This window comes from Flagellimonas sp. ABD4_174, from assembly GCF_056160185.1.
This window is the reverse complement of the sequence record NZ_JBSWWP010000001.1, coordinates 1,410,395-1,437,225: the sequence shown is the minus strand read 5'-3', so window position 1 is coordinate 1,437,225 and position 26,831 is coordinate 1,410,395. Positions and strand designations below refer to the sequence as shown.

The 26,831-nt window shown below is 41.0% G+C and carries 28 protein-coding genes; 17 read left to right on the top strand and 11 right to left on the bottom strand.

Annotated elements, in window-relative coordinates; all coding sequences use genetic code 11:
- Window positions 1–3: 3 nt before the first annotated feature.
- A complete protein-coding gene (locus tag ACXAFK_RS06390; RefSeq protein ID WP_224835138.1) occupies window positions 4–315 on the top strand; it encodes a CCC motif membrane protein in 312 nt (103 codons plus the stop codon).
- On the opposite strand, the gene recQ is transcribed toward ACXAFK_RS06390, so the two are convergent.
- Window positions 312–2,513, bottom strand: a complete 2,202-nt coding sequence (gene recQ / locus ACXAFK_RS06385; RefSeq protein WP_474957165.1) for a DNA helicase RecQ — start codon at window positions 2,511–2,513, stop codon at window positions 312–314. The two genes, ACXAFK_RS06390 and recQ, sit on opposite strands and share 4 nt — an antisense overlap.
- A 184-nt stretch (window positions 2,514–2,697) precedes the next feature.
- Between recQ and ACXAFK_RS06380 the strand changes: the two genes are divergently transcribed.
- The 4 genes from ACXAFK_RS06380 to lptB are packed head-to-tail and all read left to right on the top strand — an operon-like array spanning window position 2,698 to window position 5,646.
- A complete protein-coding gene (locus ACXAFK_RS06380; protein ID WP_252079205.1) occupies window positions 2,698–3,663 on the top strand; it encodes a KpsF/GutQ family sugar-phosphate isomerase in 966 nt (321 codons plus the stop codon).
- Window positions 3,663–4,505, top strand: a complete 843-nt coding sequence (gene tatC, locus ACXAFK_RS06375; protein ID WP_224835141.1) for a twin-arginine translocase subunit TatC — start codon at window positions 3,663–3,665, stop codon at window positions 4,503–4,505. The genes ACXAFK_RS06380 and tatC overlap by 1 nt, the downstream gene beginning before the upstream one ends.
- Entirely contained in the window at window positions 4,495–4,848 is a 354-nt protein-coding gene (locus ACXAFK_RS06370) for a carboxymuconolactone decarboxylase family protein (protein ID WP_224835142.1), read from the top strand. Before tatC ends, ACXAFK_RS06370 begins: the two co-directional genes overlap by 11 nt.
- 57 nt (window positions 4,849–4,905) lie before the next feature.
- Entirely contained in the window at window positions 4,906–5,646 is a 741-nt protein-coding gene (gene lptB / locus ACXAFK_RS06365) for an LPS export ABC transporter ATP-binding protein (RefSeq protein ID WP_127024769.1), read from the top strand.
- Window positions 5,647–5,648: 2 nt separating this feature from the next.
- Here lptB and ACXAFK_RS06360 read toward each other — a convergent pair whose 3' ends face one another.
- On the bottom strand, window positions 5,649–6,119 hold the full coding sequence (locus tag ACXAFK_RS06360) for a PH domain-containing protein (RefSeq protein WP_224835143.1): 471 nt from the start codon (window positions 6,117–6,119) through the stop codon (window positions 5,649–5,651).
- Window positions 6,097–6,828, bottom strand: a complete 732-nt coding sequence (locus tag ACXAFK_RS06355) for a CDP-alcohol phosphatidyltransferase family protein (RefSeq protein ID WP_474957164.1) — start codon at window positions 6,826–6,828, stop codon at window positions 6,097–6,099. Before ACXAFK_RS06355 ends, ACXAFK_RS06360 begins: the two co-directional genes overlap by 23 nt.
- A gap of 101 nt (window positions 6,829–6,929) precedes the next feature.
- Here ACXAFK_RS06355 and ACXAFK_RS06350 point away from each other — a divergent pair, with 101 nt between their 5' ends.
- The 8 genes from ACXAFK_RS06350 (at window position 6,930) to ACXAFK_RS06315 (ending at window position 16,533) form a co-directional block, all read left to right on the top strand.
- The gene (locus ACXAFK_RS06350) at window positions 6,930–8,099 is read left to right on the top strand and encodes a lipoprotein N-acyltransferase Lnb domain-containing protein (RefSeq protein WP_338193581.1); all 1,170 of its coding nucleotides are present in this window, start codon (window positions 6,930–6,932) and stop codon (window positions 8,097–8,099) included.
- A gap of 21 nt (window positions 8,100–8,120) precedes the next feature.
- On the top strand, window positions 8,121–9,992 hold the full coding sequence (locus ACXAFK_RS06345) for an ABC-F family ATP-binding cassette domain-containing protein (RefSeq protein WP_474957163.1): 1,872 nt from the start codon (window positions 8,121–8,123) through the stop codon (window positions 9,990–9,992).
- A gap of 62 nt (window positions 9,993–10,054) precedes the next feature.
- Window positions 10,055–10,495, top strand: a complete 441-nt coding sequence (locus tag ACXAFK_RS06340) for a hypothetical protein (RefSeq protein WP_224835147.1) — start codon at window positions 10,055–10,057, stop codon at window positions 10,493–10,495.
- A 17-nt stretch (window positions 10,496–10,512) separates the two neighbouring features.
- Window positions 10,513–10,674 carry a hypothetical protein gene (locus tag ACXAFK_RS06335; RefSeq protein WP_474957162.1) on the top strand — a complete coding sequence of 54 codons (162 nt, stop codon included), beginning with the start codon at window positions 10,513–10,515 and terminating at the stop codon, window positions 10,672–10,674.
- 73 nt (window positions 10,675–10,747) lie between these two features.
- Window positions 10,748–11,308 (top strand): cob(I)yrinic acid a,c-diamide adenosyltransferase, encoded by a 561-nt coding sequence (locus ACXAFK_RS06330; RefSeq protein WP_338193576.1) that lies wholly within the window; start codon window positions 10,748–10,750, stop codon window positions 11,306–11,308.
- Between the two features lie 122 nt (window positions 11,309–11,430).
- Window positions 11,431–11,655: a DUF2795 domain-containing protein gene (locus tag ACXAFK_RS06325; RefSeq protein ID WP_013551418.1), complete on the top strand. Its 225-nt coding sequence runs from the start codon at window positions 11,431–11,433 to the stop codon at window positions 11,653–11,655.
- A 136-nt stretch (window positions 11,656–11,791) separates the two neighbouring features.
- Entirely contained in the window at window positions 11,792–15,154 is a 3,363-nt protein-coding gene (gene secA, locus ACXAFK_RS06320) for a preprotein translocase subunit SecA (protein ID WP_474957161.1), read from the top strand.
- Window positions 15,155–15,312: 158 nt separating this feature from the next.
- Window positions 15,313–16,533, top strand: a complete 1,221-nt coding sequence (locus ACXAFK_RS06315) for a sensor histidine kinase (RefSeq protein ID WP_252079198.1) — start codon at window positions 15,313–15,315, stop codon at window positions 16,531–16,533.
- Between the two features lie 165 nt (window positions 16,534–16,698).
- On the opposite strand, the gene ACXAFK_RS06310 is transcribed toward ACXAFK_RS06315, so the two are convergent.
- On the bottom strand, window positions 16,699–16,935 hold the full coding sequence (locus tag ACXAFK_RS06310; RefSeq protein ID WP_224835152.1) for a hypothetical protein: 237 nt from the start codon (window positions 16,933–16,935) through the stop codon (window positions 16,699–16,701).
- A 401-nt stretch (window positions 16,936–17,336) separates the two neighbouring features.
- Here ACXAFK_RS06310 and msrA point away from each other — a divergent pair, with 401 nt between their 5' ends.
- On the top strand, window positions 17,337–18,032 hold the full coding sequence (gene msrA, locus ACXAFK_RS06305; RefSeq protein ID WP_474957160.1) for a peptide-methionine (S)-S-oxide reductase MsrA: 696 nt from the start codon (window positions 17,337–17,339) through the stop codon (window positions 18,030–18,032).
- Between the two features lie 103 nt (window positions 18,033–18,135).
- Here the strand turns inward: msrA and ACXAFK_RS06300 are convergent, their stop codons facing one another.
- The 4 genes from ACXAFK_RS06300 to ACXAFK_RS06285 form a co-directional block, all read right to left on the bottom strand.
- Window positions 18,136–19,584: a hypothetical protein gene (locus tag ACXAFK_RS06300; protein WP_474957159.1), complete on the bottom strand. Its 1,449-nt coding sequence runs from the start codon at window positions 19,582–19,584 to the stop codon at window positions 18,136–18,138.
- Window positions 19,556–20,152, bottom strand: coding sequence for a hypothetical protein (locus ACXAFK_RS06295; protein WP_474957158.1), 597 nt, complete (start codon window positions 20,150–20,152; stop codon window positions 19,556–19,558). The genes ACXAFK_RS06300 and ACXAFK_RS06295 overlap by 29 nt, the downstream gene beginning before the upstream one ends.
- Window positions 20,142–20,624 carry an RNA polymerase sigma factor gene (locus ACXAFK_RS06290; RefSeq protein ID WP_224835649.1) on the bottom strand — a complete coding sequence of 161 codons (483 nt, stop codon included), beginning with the start codon at window positions 20,622–20,624 and terminating at the stop codon, window positions 20,142–20,144. Before ACXAFK_RS06290 ends, ACXAFK_RS06295 begins: the two co-directional genes overlap by 11 nt.
- A gap of 206 nt (window positions 20,625–20,830) precedes the next feature.
- Complete coding sequence (locus ACXAFK_RS06285) at window positions 20,831–21,256, bottom strand: Ohr family peroxiredoxin (protein ID WP_224835156.1); 426 nt, start codon at window positions 21,254–21,256, stop codon at window positions 20,831–20,833.
- A gap of 214 nt (window positions 21,257–21,470) precedes the next feature.
- On the opposite strand from ACXAFK_RS06285, the gene meaB reads away from it, so the two are divergent.
- From meaB to ACXAFK_RS06270, 3 genes are read left to right on the top strand one after another with little or no spacing between them, the layout of a single operon-like run.
- Window positions 21,471–22,514 (top strand): methylmalonyl Co-A mutase-associated GTPase MeaB, encoded by a 1,044-nt coding sequence (gene meaB, locus ACXAFK_RS06280; RefSeq protein ID WP_474957157.1) that lies wholly within the window; start codon window positions 21,471–21,473, stop codon window positions 22,512–22,514.
- A 35-nt stretch (window positions 22,515–22,549) separates the two neighbouring features.
- The gene (locus tag ACXAFK_RS06275) at window positions 22,550–23,512 is read left to right on the top strand and encodes a glycosyltransferase family 2 protein (protein WP_252079194.1); all 963 of its coding nucleotides are present in this window, start codon (window positions 22,550–22,552) and stop codon (window positions 23,510–23,512) included.
- Entirely contained in the window at window positions 23,493–24,365 is an 873-nt protein-coding gene (locus ACXAFK_RS06270; RefSeq protein ID WP_474957156.1) for a lysylphosphatidylglycerol synthase transmembrane domain-containing protein, read from the top strand. Before ACXAFK_RS06275 ends, ACXAFK_RS06270 begins: the two co-directional genes overlap by 20 nt.
- Here the strand turns inward: ACXAFK_RS06270 and ACXAFK_RS06265 are convergent.
- From ACXAFK_RS06265 to ACXAFK_RS06255, 3 genes are read right to left on the bottom strand one after another with little or no spacing between them, the layout of a single operon-like run.
- Window positions 24,362–26,020, bottom strand: a complete 1,659-nt coding sequence (locus ACXAFK_RS06265; RefSeq protein ID WP_474957155.1) for an ArnT family glycosyltransferase — start codon at window positions 26,018–26,020, stop codon at window positions 24,362–24,364. The genes ACXAFK_RS06270 and ACXAFK_RS06265 overlap by 4 nt on opposite strands.
- Window positions 26,017–26,586, bottom strand: coding sequence for a phosphatase PAP2 family protein (locus ACXAFK_RS06260; RefSeq protein WP_338193562.1), 570 nt, complete (start codon window positions 26,584–26,586; stop codon window positions 26,017–26,019). The genes ACXAFK_RS06265 and ACXAFK_RS06260 overlap by 4 nt, the downstream gene beginning before the upstream one ends.
- Window positions 26,586–26,813: a hypothetical protein gene (locus ACXAFK_RS06255; RefSeq protein WP_224835162.1), complete on the bottom strand. Its 228-nt coding sequence runs from the start codon at window positions 26,811–26,813 to the stop codon at window positions 26,586–26,588. Before ACXAFK_RS06255 ends, ACXAFK_RS06260 begins: the two co-directional genes overlap by 1 nt.
- Window positions 26,814–26,831: the final 18 nt, after the last annotated feature.

The window sequence follows — 26,831 nt, the reverse complement described above, 5'->3', positions numbered from 1 at the left end:
CATATGAACCAACAACCCTTACCCGGGGCAAGTACAGTGTTGACAATGGGGATACTCTCCATTGTCGGCACTTTGTTCTGCTGTGGCCCACTGGGAGCCATATTTAGTATTATTGGCCTTTCAAAAGCTAAATCCGCAAGTAATCTTTACCACCAAAATCCAGAAAGTTATACGGACTTCAGTAATGTAAAAACAGGAAAAATACTGTCATACATAGGGTTGGTGATCGCCTTGATCTATTTGGTGCTCACAATTCTTTACTTTGGATTTATTGTGGCCATGATCACAACAGGAGAATTTAGTGGCGAATTTTAATTCGCCACTTCACTTATAAATTTTAGACGGTACAAACGCAGCTCCTCGTCCTCGTAATCACCATCAAACTCATCTACGGCAGCCGAAATGGAATCGGTATCCGCATCAAGAAAGTAATCATGGATTTCTTCTTGTTGGTCTTCATCCAGAATTTCATCTATCCAGTAACCAATGTTCAACTTGGTACCACTGAACACGATCTGCTCCATTTCTTTGATAAGTTCGGGAAGCTCCAGCCCTTTTGCCGATGCAATATCGTCCAAGGGCAATTTTCTATCCACACTCTGAATTACGTACAGTTTTAAACCCGAATTGGCACCCGTGCTTTTCACTACAAGATCGTCCGGCCTGGTAATTTCGTTCTCATCCACATATTTGGAAATAAGGTCTACGAACGGTTTACCATATTTTTTTGCCTTGCCCTCGCCAACACCCTGAATATTTATTATTTCCTGCATGGTCACTGGGTACTTAAGGGACATATCTTCCAGTGAGGGGTCTTGAAAGACCACAAATGGAGGAACTTCTCTTTTTTGAGCTTCCCTTTTCCTTAGATCTTTGAGTAATTTCAACAAGTTTTCATCTGCAACGGCTCCATTGGATTTTTCAGGAACAACTATATTTCCTGTATCATCCTTGGAATACACATGATCCTTGGTCATCATAAAAGATTCTGGATTGTTCAAAAACTTTTTGCCGTTTTCTGTTAAATGCAGGATTCCGTATTGCTCGATTTCCTTTTTTAAGAGACCTGCCACCAACACTTGGCGCGTTAAAGCCATCCAAAATGTTTTGTCCTGTTCTTTTCCTATTCCAAAAAATTCTTTCTCATCGGTTTTATGGGAGGAGATCATCGCATTGGTTTTGCCCACCAGAATACGGACAATTTCTTTGGTCTTGAATTTCTCCTTGGTTTCCTTTACCACGTGCAACAATTTGGTTACTTCCGCTTTGGCCTCTTCTTTAGGTTTTGGGTTTCGGGAGTTATCGTCCATGTCGGCGCCTTCTCCGTTCACTTCGTCAAAATCCTCACCGAAATAGTGTAGTATAAATTTTCTACGGGACATAGAGGTTTCGGCATAAGCCACAATTTCTTGAAGCAGGGCATTACCGATCTCTTGTTCCGCCACAGGTTTACCGGACATGAATTTTTCCAGTTTTTCCACATCTTTATAGGCGTAATAGGCCAAACAGTGCCCTTCGCCCCCATCCCTACCTGCACGACCAGTTTCCTGATAATAACTTTCTATACTTTTTGGAATATCGTGATGGATCACAAATCGGACATCCGGCTTGTCGATTCCCATTCCAAAAGCAATCGTAGCAACAACCACATCCACTTCCTCCATTAAGAACATATCTTGATACTTGGAACGCGTCTTGGCATCGAAGCCTGCATGGTAGGGCACGGCACTTACCCCGTTTACCTGAAGCACTTGTGCCAATTCTTCTACACGTTTTCTGCTCAAACAATAAATTATACCAGATTTACCCTGATTTTGTTTAACAAAACGGATAATATCGGCATCCACATTCTTGGTTTTGGGACGTACTTCGTAAAATAGATTGGGCCTATTGAACGATGCTTTGAATACCTTGGCGTCCGTCATGCCCAAATTTTTAATAATATCCTCTTGCACCTTTGGTGTTGCCGTAGCGGTTAGGCCGATTATGGGAATATTATCTCCCAATCGATTTATAATTCCTCTTAAATTTCGGTATTCGGGCCTAAAGTCGTGGCCCCACTCGGATATACAATGAGCCTCATCCACCGCCACAAAAGAAAGTTTGACCTTTCTTAAAAACTCCACATTTTCTTCCTTGGTCAGTGATTCCGGAGCCACATAGAGCAATTTGGTAACCCCATTTACTATGTCCTCCTTTACTTGTTTTACCTCGGTCTTGGTCAGGGAAGAATTTAACACATGGGCTATTCCATGCTGTTCGGATATTCCGCGAATGGCATCGACCTGGTTTTTCATAAGGGCGATCAATGGGGAAACCACAATGGCGGTCCCCTCTTTCATTAATGCCGGCAATTGGTAACAGAGGGATTTGCCTCCTCCCGTGGGCATAATCACAAAAGTATCGTTGTCACTTAGAATGTTTTGGATCACACCTTCTTGTAATCCTTTAAACTTTGAGAAACCAAAATATTTTTTGAGCGAGGAATGCAAATCAGTGTTCGTTAGGCTCATTTCCGCATTTTTCAATTTATTACAAACAACCTAAAAGGTAGTTGAAGCTTTTATTAAACAATTCCAATACAGTTAAATCCAATATCATTTTCGAAATAGTCTGTATAAGATAGTTTGATTAGTTTTGTAAACTTAAATATAACACATTCTTTTAGGAATACAATCAGTTAATCCGTTAATTACTTTGAACGACAAAAAGTCAATTTTATCCATAGCAAAGCGGACCCTTGAAATAGAGAGCAAGGCCATTGCAAATTTAATAGGTCTGTTGGACGACCATTTTGAACAAGCGGTTCAGCATATACTTGAATCCGATGGAAGAGTCGTAGTTTCCGGCATTGGTAAAAGCGCCATAATTGCATCAAAAATTGTAGCAACCTTAAATTCTACTGGCACACCTGCAATTTTTATGCATGCCGCCGATGCCATACACGGGGATTTGGGCACTATTCAACAAAATGATGTGGTCATATGCCTTTCTCAGAGCGGGAACACGCCAGAAATTAAAGCCTTATTGCCCCTGATTAAGGCGGGCAACCACAAATTGATAGGAATTACAGGAAACATGGATTCCGTTTTAGCCAAACAAGCAGATTTTGTGCTCAACACCTACGTGGAGAAAGAGGCATGCCCCAATAATTTAGCACCCACAACCAGTACTTCGGCCCAAATGGCGGTCGGTGACGCACTGGCCATTTGTTTATTGGAGCTTAAAGGATTCAGCAGCACCGATTTTGCCAAGTACCATCCTGGTGGGGCTTTGGGCAAAAAATTATATTTACGGGTGGCCGATATTGTGCTCAACAATCAAAAACCGCAAGTGGACGTAAATACCAAAGTAAAGGATGTAATCGTCGAAATCTCCGAAAAAATGTTGGGCGTTACCGCCGTTATGGACAAGGACAAAGTGGTAGGAATCGTTACCGATGGCGATGTTAGGAGGATGTTGAGCAAATACGACAACATAAGCGGACTTACCGCAAGGGACATCATGACCTCCAATCCGAAAACAATAGATGTGGATACTTTGGCCGTTAAGGCCCTTAAAATGTTACAAGAACAGAGCATATCGCAACTATTGGCCTTTGACGGTGATTCGTATGCCGGCGTGGTCCATATCCATAACCTTATAAACGAGGGAATCCTATAATGGCTAAAAAAGAGAGAAAAAACCCAGACGAAATGTCCTTTTTGGACCATTTGGAAGAATTGCGCTGGCACTTGGTCCGATCCACATTGGCCGTGGTCATAATAGCGTGTGTCGCCTTTGTTTTTAGAGGCTTTATTTTTGATACTATCTTGTTCGGCCCAAAGAACATGGACTTCCCAACCTATCAATTTTTCTGTAATATAGGAAAGTTGTTCGGGGTAGATTCGGAATTTTGTGGCGACGAAATCCCGTTTACCATTCAAAGTAGGTTGATGGCCGGTCAATTCTCCGCACATATCTGGACCTCTATCTGGGCGGGCGTAATTCTCGGATTTCCATATATTTTGTGGGAGTTGTGGAAATTTATCAGCCCCGGACTCTACGAAAACGAAAGAAAACATTCAAAAGGGTTCATTATAACGGCTTCGGGATTGTTTTTCCTTGGTGTATTGTTCGGATACTACATTGTTGCCCCGCTTTCCATCAACTTTTTGGGGTCGTACCAGGTCAGTAAGGAAGTATTGAACGAAATCGACCTGGCTTCTTACATTGGAACGGTCAGGGCCTCCGTGATCGCTTGCGGGATCATGTTTGAGTTGCCCATTGTAATATTTTTCTTGACCAAAGTTGGACTGGTAACCCCCGAAATCCTCAAAAAGTATAGAAAAATAGCTTTGGTGATCATTCTGATTTTATCGGCGATCATTACCCCTCCCGATGTAACCAGCCAAATCATTGTATGTATTCCTGTATTGATTTTGTACCAGGTAAGCATATTTATATCAAAAATGGTAGTAAAAAGCGAAGCAAGAAAAGTAAAAGCTACAAAAAATGGCAAATAATAAAGTAGAAGAGTTCAATGCATATCGCGCCAAGATGAACGATAAGCTGCTCGCAGAGAACAACAAGCTCATAAAGCGTATATTCAACCTGGACACCAACGCCTATATGGAAGGCGCACTGGATGTAAAGACCAAAGAATTATTGGGTCTGGTCGCCTCGGCCGTGCTGCGATGTGACGATTGCGTGAAATACCACCTCGAAAGCTCCAAAAATGCAGGGGCCAATAAAGAAGAAGTTATGGAAACCTTGGGCATAGCCACTTTGGTAGGCGGAACCATAGTGATTCCGCATTTACGACGAGCGTATGAGTTTTGGGAAGATTTGGAGGAGAGCGAAGCTTAAAAAAATCCAAAAGACCATTCACTAAAAAAAGAATATGTTTAGTTTTGGCAAATTCCTATGAAGCTACGCGCAGAAAATATTATGAAGGCCTATCGAGGCCGAAAAGTTGTCAAGGGCATATCGCTCGAGGTCAATCAGGGTGAAATTGTTGGACTATTGGGGCCCAATGGGGCAGGTAAGACCACATCGTTCTACATGATCGTGGGACTTATTAAACCGAATGGCGGAAACATCTACCTGGATAGTACAGATATCACTAGCTTCCCCATGTACAAAAGGGCACAGCATGGAATTGGCTATTTAGCCCAAGAAGCATCGGTCTTCCGAAAACTCAGCATAGAAAAAAATATATTGAGTGTGTTGCAGCTTACCAAATTGAGCAAAAAAGAACAACACATGAAGATGGAGTCCCTGATCGATGAATTTGGTCTGGGGCATATACGTAAAAACCGTGGGGATTTGCTGTCCGGGGGCGAACGTCGCCGTACCGAGATAGCCCGCGCACTGGCCACAGACCCTAAATTTATTTTATTGGACGAGCCCTTTGCAGGGGTTGACCCCGTTGCGGTAGAAGATATTCAGCGCATCGTGGCCCAATTAAAAAACAAGAACATTGGCATCCTGATCACCGACCATAATGTGCAGGAAACTTTGGCCATTACCGAACGCTCGTACTTAATGTTCGAAGGCGGCATTCTAAAGGCCGGAGTTCCCGAGGAACTTGCCGTTGACGAAATGGTCCGGAAAGTGTATCTGGGGCAAAACTTTGAACTTCGAAAAAAGAAGCTCGACTTTTAAGCTTATTTTTTATTTCTCTTTTTAAGCTCCACTTGAATGGTTGGAGAAAGGCGCGTTAAATGCTCAATAAATCGCATTTTATCCTTAGGTGAGATTACCGTACTGCTGTATTTACCGTAGTATACTTCCAACCGGCTCAAAGATGCCGCAGGGGCACTGATCGGATTGTTCGATTCCACTATTCGTGTTATGTCCTTGATCGGTATATTCTTTTTGACCACAAATAAAGAGGTCACCGTTAATATTTCATCCGAAACTGTATAGGAAATGGAGAAAAAAAGAAGTACAAAGACCAGCATAATGGCAAACTGAATTATCACACCGATCAGACTACTCTCCCCAAAAGAACCAACTATCCCGATACCAAAAATCAATAGAACAGGTATCAATAGCTCTAGCCCCACTTTGGATGGATACACCACAGCTTCCGTGGAACCATCAAATACGTCCTTATGTTGTTTTTCCTCCTCCATCGATGAGAGACATCAAAATATAGATAAAGATAATCAAGGGTATTGCCAAAAAACGTAGGGTCAACAATAACACCAAACTCCCGATCAAGAACAAATATCGAATACCATTATCCTTAAAGCTTCCGTTCTTAAATTTTAGGGCAAACAATTTAATGGGAGAATTCAATAAATAGGTGCTGATCACTGTAAGGATCACTAAAAACCATGGATTTAAGATAATGTTGTTCAAGGTTTCGTTATCGTGGTACAAAAGAATCATGGGCAACGAAAGAATCAACAAGGCATTTGCTGGAGTAGGGAGACCAACAAAGGAAGAGACTTGGTTCTCGTCCACATTAAATTTGGCCAACCGGTACGCAGATGCCAATGTAATGGCAAAACCAACAAATGGCAATAAGGTCAGTTCGGCATCATGGCCAATAAACCCAAGGTTCCAGCCACCCCTTTCCGCCATACTCAATAGTTGAAACATAACCACCCCGGGCACAAGACCACTGGTAATTACATCGGCCAAAGAATCCAACTGAATACCAATATCACTCTGCACATTTAATGCTCGGGCGGCCAAGCCATCAAAAAAATCAAAGAAAATCCCGATAAAAACAAAAAGTGCGGCCCACTCCAAGTGATTTAAAACAGCAAAAACTGTGGCGATACAGCCACTAAAAACATTAAGGAGCGTCAAAAAGTTGGGAATATAGGACTTCATGAAATTGGATTTGCGTAAAAATAGTGGAAAAAATAAACTGTTCGCAACGTATGGTGGAACGAGTCGTTTTTATTTAGATATTTGCGCTGACAACAATCAGAATGAAAAAGATATTTCTTCTTTTATCTTTATTTCTCATTACAGGGAATTTTGTTTTCTCCCAAGCTCCTCAGCTATCGGAAAATTCCAAAGTAAGTCTTTTAACATGTGCAGGGGGCGATGTACTATATTATGCATTTGGACATAGCGCATTTCGGGTACAGGATTCGGTTTTAGGGATTGATGTTGTCTACAACTACGGTACTTTTGACTTTAACCAACCCAATTTTTATTTAAATTTTACAAAGGGAAGGATGATCTATTCCCTTTCCCGAAGAAGTTTTGAGTCGTTTTTGTTTGAATATGAGTTGGAAAAAAGATGGGTAAAGGAGCAAGTTCTAGATTTAAACCTTGAACAACGCAACCAACTCCTTGCATTTTTTGAAGAAAACTATCTCCCCGAAAACCGAGATTACCTGTACGACCCACTATTGAACAACTGCTCCAGTATTACCGGAGATATTTTAAAAGAACAATTTGGAGATGCTGTGGTATTCGATGGATCATATCTGGAGAAACGATATACTTTTCGGCAATTGGTAAGGCAATTCTTAAATGTAAATACCTGGTCCATGTTCGGCATAGACCTGGCCTTTGGATCCCCTGTGGACAGACAGGCAACCGTACAGGAACATATGTTCTTGCCCTACTATGCCATGGAACAACTACGACATACTACCCTGAACGGGAAACCCCTGGTCAAGAGGGAGCGCACCATTTTGGATTATAACGAACACTCGCAAAGTGGTTTTTTTCCGCTCTCTCCTTTGTTCTGGTTTATGTTGCTCTTGGCGTTTACGGCCATCATCACCTATTTCGACAACAAACATAAGACACGTAGTCGCTGGTTGGACTTTACCCTGTTGTTCATTTCCGGATTGGCCGGCACCTTCCTTTTCTTGTTATGGGTAGCGGCAGATCACACCTCCACACCTTATAATTACAACATACTATGGGCTTTCCCGATAAATTTAGGAGTTGCGTTTGCATTCGTTTTTCAGGATAACATTCCAAAATGGGGCACAAAATATCTATGGTTTGCCCTAAGTTTGATAGTCCTTGTTCTTTTATTATGGATTATCAAAGTTCAGATTTTTTCACCTGTACTTATTCCTTTACTTTTGACCCTGGTCATCCGATACTTGTATATGATCAAGTATTCCAAATTGTAGATTGGCACTCAAAAAACATCCATGAACTTATTAACGGTCGAAAACATATCAAAATCCTATGGAGAACTGGTGCTCTTCTCGGATATTTCCTTTGGAATCAATAAAGACCAAAAGATTGCATTGATTGCCAAAAATGGAAGTGGAAAAACCTCTATTCTCAATATTATGTCGGGAAAGGATACCTCCGAAACCGGTCAGGTGACCACCCGCAAAGGCATTAAAGTCTCTTTTTTGGAACAAGAGCCGGACCTAAATCCCAACTTAACCATTGAACAGACCATATTTACTACGGATAACGAAATCCTAAAAGTAATTGCCGCATACGAAAAAGCGGTGGAAAACCCCGATAACGCAGACCAATACCAAAAGGCCTTCGAAGCAATGGAACGCCTTAATGCCTGGGATTTTGAAACCCAGTACAAGCAAATACTTTTCCAATTACAACTTTCCAACCTCGACGCTAAAGTAAGTACACTTTCGGGCGGACAAAAGAAGCGTTTGGCCCTGGCCAATGCCTTGCTCAACAAACCCGATTTGTTGATTTTGGACGAGCCGACCAACCACTTGGACCTAGAAATGATCGAATGGTTGGAGGCTTATTTTGCAAAAGAAAGCATTACGCTGTTTATGGTGACCCATGATCGATACTTTTTGGACAGGGTTTGTAACGAGATCATTGAATTGGACAATAACCAGCTTTACACCTATAAAGGCAACTATTCGTATTACCTTACGGAAAAAGAATCTCGATTGGAGCGCGAAGCAGTAGAGCAACAAAAGACCAAAATGCTCTACAAAAAAGAGCTGGATTGGATGAGAAGGCAACCCAAGGCCCGTACCACAAAATCCAAATCCCGTATCGATGATTTTGCAGAGATCAAAAAACGTGCACATCAACGCCGAACAGAGCACGAAGTCCAATTAGAGCTGAATATGGAGCGCTTGGGCAGTAAAATTTTGGAGCTTCATAACATTTCCAAATCATACGGAGATAAAAAAATACTGGACAAGTTCGACTACAACTTCACCAAAGGTGAACGGGTGGGCATTATTGGCAAGAACGGAACTGGAAAATCTACTTTTTTGAACATCATTACCCAAAACGAGGATGTAGATAACGGAAAGGTTGTGGTCGGGGACACTTTAAGATTTGGTTATTACACCCAAAAGGGAATTCCAGATAAGGATGGCCAAAAGGTTATTGACGTAATTCGAGAGTTTGGGGATTACATTCCTCTAAAAAAAGGACGACAAATTTCCGCACAACAATTATTGGAACGCTTTCTATTTGATCGTAAAAAACAATACGATTTTGTCGAAAAATTGAGCGGTGGAGAACGCAAGCGATTGTATTTATGTACTGTCCTGATTCAAAATCCTAATTTTCTTATTCTGGATGAGCCCACCAACGATCTGGATATTGTTACACTTAATGTTCTGGAAAGTTTTTTGTTGGATTTTCCCGGCTGTTTGATCGTGGTTTCGCACGACCGTTATTTTATGGATAAAATCGTAGATCACCTCTTTGTTTTTCGAGGAGAAGGAGTTATTGAAGATTTCCCCGGAAACTATTCGGACTACCGAATCTATGAAAACAGCAAGGTAATCGAGGAACGGGAGAACAAAACAAACTCGACAGAAAAAACAGAAAATAATTGGAGAGACACCAGTGGGGGAAAACTTTCCTATTCGGAACAAAAGGAATACAAACAATTGGAGAAGGACATTCAAAAATTGGAAGAGAAAAAGGTTGAGCTCCAGAACAAGTTCACCGACCCCGAATTGGATGGAGGCGAAATAGCCGATCTTTCCAAAGAGCTCAAAGAAATAACCGATACCATTGAGCAAAAAACAGAACGTTGGTTCGAACTTTCTTCCATTTTAGAAGGATAAAGATGTGGTTTCGAGTTGTTTCATACCTAAAATTCTTAGTTAAATCCACAAATGAGCATGGCGTGCACTCCCCTTTTGTGTACAATTATGTGACCAAATGTCTTTATTCCAAAAAAAGACTCGACCGGAACAGGAGTATCAATATTTTGCTCAAGACCATAGCTTATTTCAAATTTGAAAGCATCTCAATACCGGACAAACCTGAAATCCAAGATTTGGTAAGACAACATTTTGGTGAAACTCAATTCGATAAAAAGATAATCCATCTTCTTTTTGTGGACGGATTGGATACTGCCTCCTTTAAAAAAATGTTTTCCGAAGAAACTTTGCGGAACAACAGTATTATTTTAATCGATTCCATTTATAAATGTAAAGAAAGTTTGAACCTATGGCACCGATTGATTGCCCAGCCCGAAATTACCGTGAGCATAGACATGTACCATTGTGGTCTTATATCCATACGCAGGGAACAGGTAAAGGAACATTTTACGATTCGAATTTAAAGCGGTAATTTTAGGTTATGGAAAATATTGCGACAAATAACACCATTTGGTACGTACTCGCTGTCTTGGGACTTATTTATCTGGTTGTTTTGTACAGAAACAAAAAAGCTACAAAACGAAGAAAGTCCCGAAAATTTATGGAGGGTAAACGGCAACACGACAAGAACAACAAACAATAATCAATTGACCATTATTAATAGCCAGAGATATTAGGTAAACATCCCTGACTACTGACTACTGACTACAGAAAAAATGAAGATCTACACCAAAACTGGAGATAAGGGAAAAACATCTTTATTTACCGGCACACGGGTACCCAAACACCACGTAAGAATAGAGAGTTATGGTACCATAGACGAACTCAACTCCTATTTGGGACTATTGCGCGATCAAGAAATGGATGCCCACTCAAAACAAACATTGACCCAAATCCAAGAGAAATTATTTACCGTGGGTTCTATTTTGGCCACGGAGCCAAACAAGGACAATAGGTTAAAAATTCCGCGCATAAGTACCGGGGATATAGAATTTTTGGAGAAAGAAATGGACAAAATGAACGAAGCTCTTCCAGAAATGACACATTTTATACTTCCGGGAGGGCATACAACAGTGTCATACTGTCATATTGCGAGAACCGTTTGCCGCCGGGGGGAAAGATTGATTTCTTACTTACATGAAAATGAACCCGTACCGGACAACTTACTATCATATATTAACCGATTATCCGATTATTTGTTCGTATTGGCACGCAAATTGTCGAAGGATTTAAACGCGAAGGAAATAAAATGGATTCCCGAGAAATTGGACCAATAAATTCGCTTTTTTACCCTAATTGTTTTGTTAACCACAAAATAATTTTTAAATAATTGTGTTTTTACTTGACAAATTGGGTTTAAAAATTATTTTTGCAAAAAATTATAAATCAAACCGTTACTATGTACTGGACGTTAGAACTAGCTTCATATTTAAGTGATGCGCCTTGGCCAGCAACCAAAGACGAACTGATAGATTACGCGATTCGAACTGGAGCTCCCCTGGAAGTTGTAGAGAATTTACAATCTATGGAAGAAGAAGGAGGAGAAATATATGAGTCAATTGAGGAAATCTGGCCCGATTATCCCACCGAGGAAGATTACCTCTGGAACGAGGACGAATATTAAATCCTAAAAACACAAACCACATTAAAAAAGTCTCTATTGAGGCTTTTTTTTATGTAATTTTGACAGCCTAGCGAAAGAATTCCATCGTAATCCCATCAATGGAACAGCTTTTGACAATCAATAGAAAAAACATTTCATGAGTTTTATTAATTCCGTACTAAAGGTTTTTGTTGGAGACAAATCGGAGAAGGATGTAAAATCTTTACAACCCTTGGTAAAAGAGATAAAATCCTTTGAGCAACAGCTAGAAGGCCTATCGCATGACGAGCTTAGACAAAAAACAGTATCCTTTAAGGCCAAAATCGCCGAAGACTGTAAAGAAATAAACGATAAAATCGCCGAACTACAGGCAGAAGTGGAAAATTCTTCCGATATAGACCGTAACGAGGTAATCTATGCCGAAATAGACAAACTGAACGAGGAAGCCTACAAAATTTCCGAAAAAACGTTGAACGAGATACTTCCCGAAGCCTTTGCCGTAGTTAAGGAAACAGCTAAACGTTTTGCTGCCAACAAAACCATAACCGTTACTGCCAGCGAGTTTGACAGAGCATTATCCGGCGATAAGGATTATGTTTCCTTGGAAGGGGACAAGGCCGTTTGGCAAAATTCATGGGATGCCGCAGGAAAAGAGGTAACCTGGGATATGGTACATTACGATGTACAGTTAATAGGCGGTATTGCGCTACATCAAGGTAAAATTGCCGAGATGCAAACCGGTGAAGGTAAAACATTGGTCGCCACTCTCCCACTCTACTTAAATGCACTTGCAGGAAAAGGAGCGCATTTGGTAACGGTGAACGATTATCTTGCCAAAAGGGACAGTACTTGGATGGCACCTATTTTTGAGTTCCATGGCCTATCCGTAGATTGTATAGACAAGCACACGCCCAATTCCGACGGACGCAGAGCGGCTTACAACGCAGATATCACTTACGGAACAAATAACGAGTTTGGGTTTGATTACCTCCGCGATAATATGGCCCACACTCCAGATGATCTGGTACAGCGACCACACCATTACGCCATTGTGGATGAGGTAGATTCGGTATTGATAGATGATGCCCGTACCCCTTTGATCATTTCAGGACCCGTTCCCGAAGGCGATCGCCACGAGTTCAACGAACTAAAACCACAAGTAGCCAATATTGTTCAACAACAGCGACAGCACCTTACCGGAGTACTGGCCGAGGCCAAAAAATTGATCAAGGAAGGAAACACCAAAGAAGGAGGGTTCCTTTTGCTTCGGGTACATCGTGGACTACCAAAAAATAAGGCCCTTATTAAGTTTTTGAGTGAAGAAGGAGTAAAACAGCTGCTTCAGAAAACCGAAAACTTTTACATGCAGGACAACAATAGGGAAATGCCAAAAGTGGATGAGGACCTATTGTTTGTAATCGATGAAAAAAATAACCAGATCGAGTTGACGGATAAAGGAGTGGAATCCATTTCCACCGATCAGGACAAAGAGTTTTTTGTGATGCCAGATATTGGCAGTGAAATAGCAAAAATCGAAAACCAAGGGCTGGAAATCGAAAAAGAAGCTGAGCTCAAAGAAGAACTTTTCAAGGATTTTGCCGTAAAAAGCGAACGTATCCATACCATGACCCAGTTGTTGAAAGCCTATACCCTATTCGAAAAAGATGTGGAGTATGTGGTAATGAACAATAAGGTAATGATCGTGGACGAGCAAACAGGTCGTATTATGGACGGGCGTAGATACTCGGACGGACTCCACCAAGCCATCGAGGCCAAGGAGAACGTAAAAATCGAGGCCATGACCCAGACTTTTGCCACCATTACCCTCCAGAACTACTTTAGAATGTACAACAAGCTTTCTGGTATGACAGGTACAGCGGTGACGGAAGCAGGAGAATTTTGGGAAATCTATGAGTTGGATGTAATGGAAATTCCCACCAACAGACCCATTGCCCGAGACGATAGGCACGATTTGATCTATAAGACCAAGCGAGAAAAATATAACGCCATTATAGAAGAGGTTACAAAACTATCTCAAGCAGGACGACCTGTATTGATCGGTACCACCTCTGTAGAAATATCCGAATTACTGTCCAAATTGTTGAGTGTTCGTAAAGTGCCCCACAATGTGCTGAACGCAAAACTCCATAAAAAAGAAGCCGATATCGTGGCAGAAGCCGGTAAAGGTGGCGTGGTAACGATAGCAACCAATATGGCCGGTAGGGGTACGGATATTAAATTATCTCCAGAAGTAAAAGAGGCCGGAGGTTTGGCGATCATCGGTACAGAACGCCACGATTCCAGACGTGTGGACCGACAGTTAAGAGGTCGTTCCGGTCGCCAAGGAGACCCGGGAAGTTCACAGTTCTACGTGTCTTTGGAAGACAATTTAATGCGATTGTTCGGATCGGACCGTGTGGCCAAAATGATGGACCGTATGGGCTTGGAAGATGGAGAAGTGATTCAGCACTCCATGATGACCAAATCCATTGAGCGTGCCCAGAAAAAAGTGGAGGAGAACAACTTTGGTATCCGTAAACGTTTGTTGGAGTATGATGATGTAATGAACGCCCAACGTGAGGTCATCTACAAGAGAAGAAGGCACGCATTGGAAGGTGAACGCCTAAAAGTGGACATTGCCAATATGATCTACGATACCTGTGAAGCTATCGCCGAGACCAACAAAATGGCGGATGACTACAAAAACTTTGAGTTCGAGCTCATTAAATATTTCTCTATTACATCACCGATCAATGAAGAGGAATTCAAAAAAATGAGTTTTCAGCAAATTGCCACTAAAGTCAACGATGAGGCCTATAAGTACTACAAAGAAAAAATGGAACGTAGTGCCACAATTGCATTCCAGGTCATCAAAAAGGTTTATGAGGACGAAGCCAACAAGTTCGAGCGAATCGTTGTTCCTTTTACGGACGGCATCAAATCCTTGAACGTTGTTACCAATTTGGAAAAGGCTTACAATACCGATGGAAAACAGTTGATCACGGATTTTGAGAAGAACATCACATTGGCCATCATCGACGATTCGTGGAAAACGCATTTGCGTAAAATGGACGAATTAAAACAGTCCGTACAATTGGCGGTTCACGAGCAAAAAGACCCCTTGTTGATCTATAAGTTCGAAGCATTTGAACTTTTCAAGGAAATGATGGACAAGGTGAACAAAGAAGTCATCTCGTTCCTCTTCAAAGGCGAATTGCCTTCCGAAAACACCAATCAAATCCAGGAAGCTCGAACAGTTCGCAGGCCCAAAGAAAAACTTCAAACAACAAAAGAAGAGATTCCTAACAGCGATGAACTTGCAGCACAGAACAGGGCCGCAGGACAAACACAGGGTCAAAGACCGCAAATAACCGAGACCATTGTGCGGGAAAAACCAAAAATTGGGCGAAACGAAAGGGTCACCATTAAAAACGTGATGTCCGGTGAAAGCAAAACAGTGAAATTCAAACAGGCTGAACCCCTGATAGATAAAGGAGAATGGGTACTGGTCAACGACTAAAAAACCCGTCTAAAAAACCACAAAGTGGCAGTTAATATAGCTGCCACTTTTTTTATATAAAAAACATAATTAGATTTACAGCAATAAACACCCCATTAAGCTACCTTTTTGCAAGCATATTCAACTTTAGGCAATAGAGGGACATTCACGCACAGCATATGAGAATTCCTAATAAGGATACATACAGATTACAAGATAAGATTGATTTGATACTAAAGGTAAATTACAACTCATCCTTCTTTGCTGCCGTTTTTGGCTTGGTCTGCTATTTCTTTTTGGATATAGATGGAGTTATCACCTATACCTTTATAGGTTATGCCGCAATCAACTTAACAAACACACTTTTATACCGGCAGCATAAAAATTTGGTACTGACCTATAATTTTACATCTATCCTCTCCATGATCGGTGCCATTGTGATCACCATGTACAGTGGAGGGATTCAAAGCCCATTTATTTTTGTTCTCGCCATTATCGTTTTTGCAGGATATGTAACCACCAAGGTATTCGGCCAGTTATATCTAATAATCAATCTGGCCGTGCTCACTCTGCTCTTTCTCTATGATACCGGTGATTTCAGAATTTCGGAAAATACCGTTCCAATGCAGTCAAGGAGCTGGTTCGCCTATTTAAGTGCCGTTTTTGCAGTATATCTTTTGGGAGGTGTCTTTGGCAAGAATTTACTCAGGGCCCACCATCGCCTGTACAAATCCAGAAACGAAATTCAAGACCGTATTGCAGAAAAGGAGACTTTGTTAAAAGAAGTACACCACCGGGTAAAAAACAATCTTCAAACGGTTTCCAGTCTGTTGAGCCTACAGTCCAGGGCAATCGACGATGACAAGATCAGTAATATCATCAAAAGCAGTCAAAATCGTGTGGTATCCATGGCCATGGTACACGAGATGCTGTACAAGCGAGACGATTATCTTTCCAAAATAGAATTAAAACCATACGTACAAGAACTTTGTGATTATCTGGTACGTTCGGTAAAGGGAAGCGGTACCGATGTAAAGGTAGATTTAGATATTAAAAACTATAAATTAAGTATCGATACCATAATCCCGCTTGGACTTATAATCAACGAAACCATTACCAATGCCTTAAAATATGGTATTGCAGGGGTCCAGAATGGGGAAATCCACGTGTCTGTGGACAAAATTGGCGATAACCGTTATAAAATGTACTTAGGGGACAATGGTATTGGATATTCCGAGGAAATCAATCCAAAAACTTCCAATTCACTCGGTTTAAAACTGATTTACAATTTGGCCCGGCAGCTTAGAGGGTCAATTACCAGGGATTACGCAAAACAGGGAACACATTACTCCATTGAGTTTGAAGAAGTAATCGAGCAGTTCAACTCGGTAGATCACTAGGGTATTTATATAAAAAGGTCGGTAAAACCGACCTCTTCATTATTTTTCGTCTCTAAAGTTTCTCTTTCTAAGATTTCCTTTGTCTAAAGGAGAATGCTATGGTCGCCAGAACAAACGCAACACCAAAAATCAAAATAAAAGGAATTATAAATGCAAACATGGTGATTAGGCCAATTTAGACTTGTTTCTTTTTGTTTTAAAAGAAAGTTCTTTTTTGATACGTGAGTTCTTAAACTTGTACAATCTTACCATTTGTCTATCCTTTCTAATGCTATTGTTGATTTCTATGTTCAACTCAACACCTTCAGTGATAACATCCACTTTAGTTTCTTTGGAAATGTTCTGGGCAGATGCCATAGTTCCGAAAAAAGCGATTGCGATGATGGTGAAAATTGTCTTCATAGTTCCGATTGTTTTACGATGTAAAATTACTTTCGCAAACAAGCTTAACTGGATTTCCATCGGTCAATGACGTTTTTCCTTCGGTGAATATTTTTTTTTCAGATAAAGTGCATTTTATCCTCGACAACGGTTTTTAAGGTCAAAAACAACATACCGAACGCATGTGCATTTCATCGATGATTTCGCTTTTAGCTCCATTGCAACTTACTGAGGACCAATAAGTTATTTGTAGGAAAAAGATTATATTTTTAGTGTAGTTCGTAAGAAATAACAACATTGTTTTGTAATCCTGAACTTATCTACAAACTACCCAACTGTGAAGTAAATTAAAGCGATTAACATTTTTTAACGCCCTTTTCAGTAATAGTTCCTATCTTATTACAACTAAACAAGAAACTAAAATGAACATTGTGAAAACTACATTTCTGACCCTGTTAATTTTGGCTTCCTTAAGTTGCCAATCCAAAACCAAATCCGTTAATCAGGAAATTGCACAAAAAGAACAAATCACACATTCAGTAAAAACAAGTTTAAGTGCCGACCAACTTAAAAATTATGAGACGGCCTACTTTGCAAGTGGGTGCTTTTGGTGCGTTGAGGCTATTTTTGAAAGTGTAAAGGGTGTTAAAGAAGTGTATTCCGGGTATTCGGGCGGGACGGAGAAAAACCCGACCTACGAGCAAGTTTCTTATGGTAGAACCTCCCATGCCGAGGCCGTGGAAATATATTACGACCCAAAAACAATATCGTTTACCCAACTGGTACAGGTGTTTTTTGGTTCGCACGACCCAACCACCCTAAACCGACAGGGACCCGACCGTGGCGCACAATACCGTTCCATTGCTTTTTATAAAAACGAAAAGGAGAAGAAAATCATCAAAGATTACATTGGTGCATTGGAGGCCGAAAATGTTTATGGCGAACGCACCATTGTGACCGAAGTAAAGGTTTTTGATAAATTCTACAGAGCGGAAGAATACCATCAAGATTATGAGAGGCGTAATCCGAACAACAGTTACATCCATAATGTTTCGGTTCCCAGGTTGAACCGTTTCAAGGAAAACTTTCAGTCTTATTTAAAGGAAGATGCTCATTAAGCGATGGGTGGGATAGTTGGCCGGCCAATGTAGAAGAAAATAAATTGGATTGAGACTTCCTAGTTGGTAAAAGTGATTCTATTTAATGGTAATACAACAAAAATCAGTCCTTGAGAACCACCTCACTGAATTTAGAGTTGATTTTGATGGTCTTGCCATCTTGCTTATGGATATTATAGCCCGTATGTAAATTTCCACCGTACTTTTTTGTAGAACTCAATTTTAACGTTTCTGGGTATTTGAACCCAGACGTGTTCTCGTTCACAGTAATAACATAAGCAGTTTGGGGCAGTTTACAATCCAGTTCACCATTTTCCATAGAGATATCCACTGAATTAAAACTATCGGCTATTCCATCTATTTGCAATAAGCCAAAGGTATTGGTGACCATGGCCTTACTGGCCAATCTACCGATCACCACATTGGACGAAACGGATTTGAGCTTTAGTTCGTTCACCTCTTTAAGGTTAACCTTTTCCGAATAGTCGGTACTTAAGCTACCGTAGTTCCAGTTTTTAACCGTTACCGGGGAATATGATACCCGTATGTCGGTGTTTGCCCCATCTATTGTGGAGGCCAGCAAGCTTGCGTAAGACAAGCTTGCATTGATGTTTTTGGTATTCTCCGCCAATTTTACCTCCCCGTGGCGTACATTCATGTTCAGTTTAATGTACTTGGGCATTTTAATGATTATTCGTTTTTTGACTTTGTACTCTTTATGTTTTCCATCGGAAGAGAAGTAGAACACATTTGGGCTTCCATGTATGGTTCGGGCTTCCTCTCTGAGTTGTTTTCTCAGCTCCGCCTGTTCTGCCCGTAACTCTTCCCGCTGCGCTCGCATTTCCTCGCGTTGTTCGCGCAATCTTTCGTGCATCTCTTCTCGAACTTTTTCGCGTTCTTCCCTCATTTTCTCCCGCTCTTCACGTAGTTCCTCTCTTTGGGCATCGCGTTCCTCCGCCATTTTTTCCATCTCTTTGCCCCATTCCTCAAAACGCTCTTTATATTCCTTATCGAATGTTTTATCGAACTCCTTTTTCCATTCCTTCATATACTTATCCCCGTCTTTCTTAAAAGCATCGTAATCAAATTCGATGGGCGGCAGCGGAGGCAAGGGCGGCATAGAGGGTATCATTGCAATTTCTGGGATAATAATTTCCGGGATTTCCACATGCTCAATGATCTCAGCTACCGAGGGAATATCGGGAATATCTATATTTACTGTCCTAAAATCAAATGCATAGGGGCTAGCTCCTTGGGTACTGATCTCAATTTCCTGGCTGTTCCCCATAATTTTTACCCGATCTTTATCAAAATATGACTGTGCTTCGTCATCTGCCACACCTTCCAATTCGATTACGGCGGTAATTTCGACCTGATCTTTGTTCCAAGTCTCAAATTCAATATCGGCGTAACTGGTACTAATATTGATTTCGGTATCCTTGTTTACATTAAAGGTTTCCTTGTAGGTTTTGGAATTTTCTTGCGCATGGCAGGAGAACCCGACCATGGCAAGAAGCAATCCACTAAACAATATTTGATGATTCCTGTTCATTTTTTGATGATTTTAATTGATTCAACTTTGATTTTAATTTTTGCAGCAACTGCAGCCTTAGTTGTAAATTATTGATCAAGGCGCTTATGGTTTGATCATTGGGTCCCAATTGGTTCAGCTCCGCGTTCAGTCTTTGGTATTCCGTGTTGAGTTCCGCCAAACGATCCATATAACTCTCCACCAACTCTTTATTTCCTGGGTCATCGGCCAAATCGGCCAATTGCAAATTAATATTGGTTGTGTAATAGGTCTCGATTTTTTTAAGATCCGGCGATAAATCCCCCAGTGAGATACCTTGCCTTTCTTTGCCAGCATTCTCTCGGTCCACAACCGTTACCTTTTCTACAGGATCAACCGGTGTATTATTAAAATAAAATAAAGCCAATCCCAAGATTATTACAACAGATGCCGCAATCTGCATCCAAAGGGAGATAACCTTTTTCTTGGGTGGAACCTGGGGCAGTTCCTCTTCCAGCTTCGCAAAAAATCGGTCTTCATGCCCTTGCTTCATTTGGAAGTGTCTCCGCTCCCTCTCTTTTTCGAAAATTTTTCTAAGATCACGTGCCATAAGCCATATCTTTTAATTTTTCCTTTAATTGTGCCTTCCCCCTGAGCAATCGGGTTCTGGATGCCGTTTCGGTAATTGCCAATATTTTCGATATCTCCGAATGGTCGTACCCTTCTACCAAAAACAACTGGACAACATATTTATATTTGGATGGCAGTTCCTCGATGGCCTGATTTACCTGTTCCATGGAAATACCTTCTTCTACAGACCAATCATCTTCCTCTGCCACTTGCAGATAACTTTCGTTCAGCTCCACCGTTCGCTGGTGCTTCGATTTTAAATAATCGATACTTCCGTTCACCACAATTCGCTTTAACCAGGCCCCAAAAGTGACATCTCCCTTAAATTGACCAATTCGTTGAAAAGCTTTTATGAACGAATCCTGCAGCACATCTTCAGCATCGTCCGTGTTCTTAAGAAAGCGCATGGCCACGCAGAACATGCCATCGCAATACTGACGGTACAGTTGCATCTGTGCATTGCGGTCGTTGGCCTTGCACTTTTCAACGAGCTCGATATGGAGCGTACTCGGTTCTATGTTTGGTTTTTTAGTTGTTACTGTAATAAGGACGATGCAAAAATTGCAACGTTGCAAATTAGGGTGTTTTTGATTTAATTTTAACAAAAAAGCCCCGTCGATTATCATCAACAGGGCTCATAATTAAAAAGTTACTTAATTTATTCGTCCATCAATAAATTTAAGTGAACGGTAATATTATCTCTTGTGGCCTTGCTGTACGGGCACATTTCGTGAGCTTCATTAATAATGGTCTCCCCCATTTCCTTATCCACAGTGGGCAAATAGGTGTCCAAAGTAACCTCAAGAAAAAAACCTTCTTCCTCTTTGTTCAATGCTACGATAGCAGTTACACTAAAATCGCCCAAATCTTCCACTTTATGCATTTTTGCAACGGCCTCTACAGCTCCGGCATAACATGTGGAGTAAGCCGCGGCAAACAGTTCTTCGGGATTTGTGGATTTAGGATCAGGTTTACCATTGGAATTGGGCATACTGATATCAAAATCCAAAACGCCGTCCTCACTCGTTACATGTCCTGCTCTTCCCCCTGTATTGGTGGCCTTGGCCTCAAAAATAGTCTTCATCTTTTAAAATGTTTATAGGTTCGTAAAAAACCGGCACCGGTTCGGTGCTCGATCATTTTACGAATAAGGTACCAAATTGTAGGCGTAAGTCCGATTAATTGGATATTAAATTTTTGTGAAATGGGTAAACCAAAAAGTAATCGCTATTCCTTTTGTGAGTTCACTTAAACCCACAAAATCTTTATAAATTCGTACAAACATTAGAAACGTACTCTTGGCAGACGATAATAAGACACCCGTGGACACTATTTCCAGAATTAAGGCGCTCAGAAAACAAGAACTTTCTGCCGATGTCTTGGCCCAAGGTATTTTTAATGGAAACAAGGCCATGCTTGCCAAGGCCATAACGCTGTTGGAAAGCACAAGACCAGCGCATTTTGAAAAAGCCAATACCGTAATTGAAAAATGCTTGGCCCGACCTACGAACAGCATTCGTTTAGGAATCACAGGGGTTCCCGGAGTGGGCAAAAGTTCCTTTATCGAAACTTTGGGAACAACCTTGACCGAACAGGGCAACAAAGTAGCCGTTCTCGCTGTGGACCCTACGAGCTCATTGAGCAAAGGAAGTATTTTGGGGGACAAAACCCGAATGGAAACTTTGGCCAAAGATTCGAATGCTTTTATCCGCCCTTCACCATCCGGAACATCCTTGGGCGGTGTTGCTCAAAAGACCCGAGAAAGTATTATTCTTTGTGAAGCCGCCGGCTATAATGTTATTTTGGTAGAAACCGTTGGTGTTGGACAAAGCGAAATTGCCGTTCACAGTATGGTCGATTTTTTCCTTTTATTGAAATTATCTGGTGCTGGCGACGAGCTACAGGGTATAAAACGGGGCATTATGGAAATGGCCGATGCCATTGCCATCAACAAAGCGGATGGCAGCAATTTGGAACATGCCAAGCTGGCCATGACAGAGTTTTCCAGAGCCTTACATCTTTACCCTCCAAAAGCCAATGGGTGGACACCCAAAGCAATGAAGTGTTCCGCAATGGAGAAAACAGGAATTGAAGAAATCTGGGAAATGGTGCAGCGATTTGTAGAGCACAATAGGAAAAATGGCTTTTTTGAAAAGAATCGACAACTCCAAAACAAAAACTGGTTCCTTCAGACCGTGGACGAATACATCAAACAATTTTTCCATCAAAAAGAAACCTTTAAAAAAGAACAGGCCAAGTTCTTGATAGAAATCGAAGAGAACAAAATATCACCGTTCTACGCTGCAAAACTCCTATTGGACAAGATTACCGAGGAACTTTAAATAAAAGCAATAAATTTGCACAGATTTTATACTGAATGAACACCGTCACCGATTCCCTTTTATCCATAGTGGTTCCTTTGTACAACGAGGAGGACAATGTGGTTCTTTTGACCGAAAAAATCAACGAAAGCCTTGATGGGTATAACTATCAAATCATTTATGTAGATGATTTTTCTACGGATAAAACCCGTCAGAAAGTCAAGGAAATGAATGATAAAAAGGTTCATTTGATCGAGTTGAAAAAGAACTATGGCCAAAGTTTGGCCCTTGCCGCCGGAATTGATTATGCCGAGGGCGAATACATCATTACCATGGATGGTGATCTGCAAAACGATCCATCCGACATTCCACAAATGCTATCGTTTGCCATAACCGAAGAATATGATGTGGTAACCGGAATCCGTCAGAAAAGAAAAGATTCGTTGGTTAAAAAAATACCTTCCAAGATTGCCAACTTTTTGGTACGGAGGGTGACTAAATTGGATATTAAAGATAACGGCTGTGCACTCAAGGTTTTCACCAAGGATATTGCAAAAAGTTTGAATTTATACGGTGAAATGCACCGTTTTATCACGCTTTTAGCCCATTTGGAAGGTGCACAGATAAAACAGGTGCCTGTAAAGCATCATGCAAGGCACGCCGGGGTTTCCAAATATGGTTTGGAGCGTGTTTTTAAAGTTGTGGCCGATATGATGCTGCTACTTTTCATTAGAAAATACTTCCAACGCCCCATTCACCTTTTCGGAATCTTCGGGGTTTTGTTGGTCATCCTCGGGATTTTTATCAATATTTATCTATTGATCGTTAAACTAGGATTTGATCAAGATATTGGAACCAGACCCTTACTTATTTTTGGAATGATGTTCATTGTTGGGGGAATTCAACTGTTTACCATTGGCATTGTAATGGAGCTCTTGATCCGTACCTATTACGAATCGCAACAGAAAAGACCATATCGCATCAAAAAAATAAGTATAGGTGACGGAAAAGCTGCGTAAAAAGCTCATCACTGCCCTAAAAATTATTGTTAGTGCGGTACTGATTTACTTTATTTTCACCAAAATAGAGTTGAAGGATGTAGTCCAGACCTTAAAAAAAAGCGAGCCTCTTTATTTATTCTTGGCCTTGTTGTTTTTTGTGCTTTCGAAAATAATTTCAGCCTTTAGAACCAACTTGTATTTCCATCAGATGGGTGCTAAAGTGTCTCAATTAAGCAACCTAAAGCTGTATCTGCTGGGCATGTTCTACAACCTATTCTTGCCAGGAGGTATTGGTGGCGATGCTTACAAAGGCTACGTCATTCAAAAAGAATATCAACCCGGTACCAAAAAAGTGGTGTCCAGTTTATTGCTGGACCGCTTAAGCGGGATGCTGTTACTTTTTATTTATGCCTGCGTGCTTGCTTTGCTTTCCAAAAATGAGTTTTTCCAAAGTTTTTTCTGGTTGATTGTAGCTGCCATTCCGTTGAGTGTTGTGGCATTTTGGTTTGTAAACAAGATTTTTTTTATCGCTACCCTGCCCGTATTTTGGAAATCCGTTAGCTTTTCCGCTCTGGTTCAATTGGCACAGTTGATCTGCGTTCTTTTTGTTTTGAAATCTTTGTCCGTCGACATGGACTTCATTGAATACCTATTTGTTTTCTTAGTATCTTCCATCGTTTCCGTAATTCCATTAACGATCGGGGGAATTGGAAGTAGAGAGATTACTTTTTTATATGGCGCAAAATGGCTGGGACTGGATGAGAGCACTTCCATTGGCATCAGTTTCACCTTCTTTTTGATTACGGCACTCACCTCCCTTTTTGGTGTAATCTACCACTTTAAAAAGCCACAGCTGGAATCTGTGGACTAATTTAGATGCACCAAGTGCATTTTATTCAACTTTTCTTTGCGCGATTCGGGATTCAAAAACTTGATCTGTAATCTGGTAATACGAAATTGGTCCACAGTTATTTCATTATCCCAAGCAATTCCGTTTTTTTTCAATAGTTCCAGTTCTTTATCGGTAGCATATACCCAAATATCCTTCATGTTCTTCAAATCTGAAGTGGAAACAATATTGACAGGATTTTGATTATAAAAATCCAAAGCCCAGGTATGTCTTTCGTTAATTTTATAAATGTCATCCACGGGAATATTCCTCTCCTTTACCTGCTGTGCCATATTAGAACCTCCTTGGTATTCGAGTAATTTTGGATAGAAATGGGCATTCATAAAACCATTCAATAAAACTGAGCTAAAAATGGCAACGGTAACAATCTTGGCGTAGACAACTTCACTTTTTTGAACATAATAAACCACCATACCTAGTGCCAGCAACAAGAATGCATAGCCATACCAATGTTCCAATTGGAAAACAGTAAAACTTATCAATAAAGTAAAGACAACTACCAATCCCAATATAAAATATTGGATTCCGAGTATCACCTTTGCCATCTTCAATTTTTCCTGCTGATGTAAAACATACAGGAAACCCGCAGATAAAATTGCATATAAAGGCATCAACACATTCATGTAATGCGGCAATTTAAATTGCGCAAAGCTAATGAGCAGGAACAAAATTGAAATTCCACCCACGGTCAAAAATTCCAAATTGGTTTTGTAGGAGAACTTGGTTTCCCAAAAGGCTTTCACCTTTATCCAATAACCAACCAAAGCAAGGACCGTCCAAGGCAAGAACACCCACAAAAAGGTGTGGAAGAAAAAGAAAAAGTCGCTACTGTTCTTCCCAACGCCCTCGCCACTCATCCGCTCAAAACTTTGTTCCCAAAAAATAAAGAAGATACCGCTGCGGTTATCCTTACCACGAATTACTTTCTCGGGGTGCAAATCAAATTGATGATAATAGGCATATAACATCGGGGTTATCGTCAAACCAAAAACAAGAAGGGCCACCAATAACTTCCAATGGAGCAATCGTTCCCACTTTCGGGTATAGGCCAAATGGCAGAGTATAGAAATTCCAATGACCACGAGGGCAATCTGTCCTTTAGTGGAAAAAGCCATACCCGCTCCCAAAGCACCCAAAGCAATACTTTTTAGTGTTCCTTTTTCGATATATGTGGCCAATTGCCAAATGGAGAATATTGTAAATCCAGTTAAAACGGCATCGGTACGGACATCAATGTTGGCCAAGACGATGGTCTGGGCCGTCATAAAAATCAATGAGGCAAAACGACCCACATATTTATTGTAGAGCAATTTTCCCAGACCGTAGCAACTGTAGGCGCCCAACAAAGTAGATAAAATACCGGGAATGCGATACGCCCAATCGTGAATTCCAAATATCTTAAAGGAAATTGCGGCCAACCAGTAGTGCATGTGGGGCTTGTCCAGATACTCCTCGGGGCCCTTAAAAAGGCTTAGAAAGTCGTTTTCCTGCACCATTCGCATGGCCATAACCGCAAACTGGGCCGAATCGTTCTCGAACAAGGTTGCGAACATTCCAATAAAGTACACCAACACGATCAGCGCAATGTAAAACCAGTATCTGGCGGTCGAGATCATACCCCTGTTTTTTGGAAAGCAAATATAGCCAACTTGGCCCATAACCAACCAAAAAGCGAACCTATCAAAGCTCCAGTCAGCACATCCAACGGATAGTGCACACCAATATAAATGCGGCTATAGGCCACAATGCAGGCCCAAAGCAGTAATACCCAAGCAATGTATTTCACTTTGTTCCTGAACATCACCGTAAAGAAAATGGCCGGTCCGAACGAGTTGGCGGCATGGGCAGAAAAATACCCGAATTGACCTCCACAATAGCTTTTCACTAAGCGCATTACACTACTTACCTCGGGTTCGTGGCATGGTCGCAAACGACCAATACCGTATTTAAAAAAGTTGGACAATTGGTCGGTACAGGTAATCAACAATGCGATGGACACCAAAATTATCCCGGTTCCTTTCCACCCAAACGTTCGATAGGATAAATAAAGTAATAGAATATAGAGCGGGGCCGAGTTTCTGGTCTTGGTCATAAACATCCAAAAACCATCCCAAGTCTCCGTTCCCAATCCGTTCAGGAACAAAAACAAGTCCTTATCGTATTGCAGCAGTTGTTCGAGCATTACGAGTCGTATCTGGAAACTTCCCTATCGTAAAATGCTGTTGCCGCCTCGACCAGATTTTCAGTTTCATCCATTAAATCGGCCTCATCTTCTTTAGAAAATTCCTCCATCCATTCCACTTCATCATTTTCTAGGTTGATAATAAATCTCGGGTACTCGGTATGGACAATAAAGATGGCCTCGGGATGATCGGTATTATCGGCCAATAAAAATTTAGGTAGTTCCATGTGTTCTTATTTTGATTC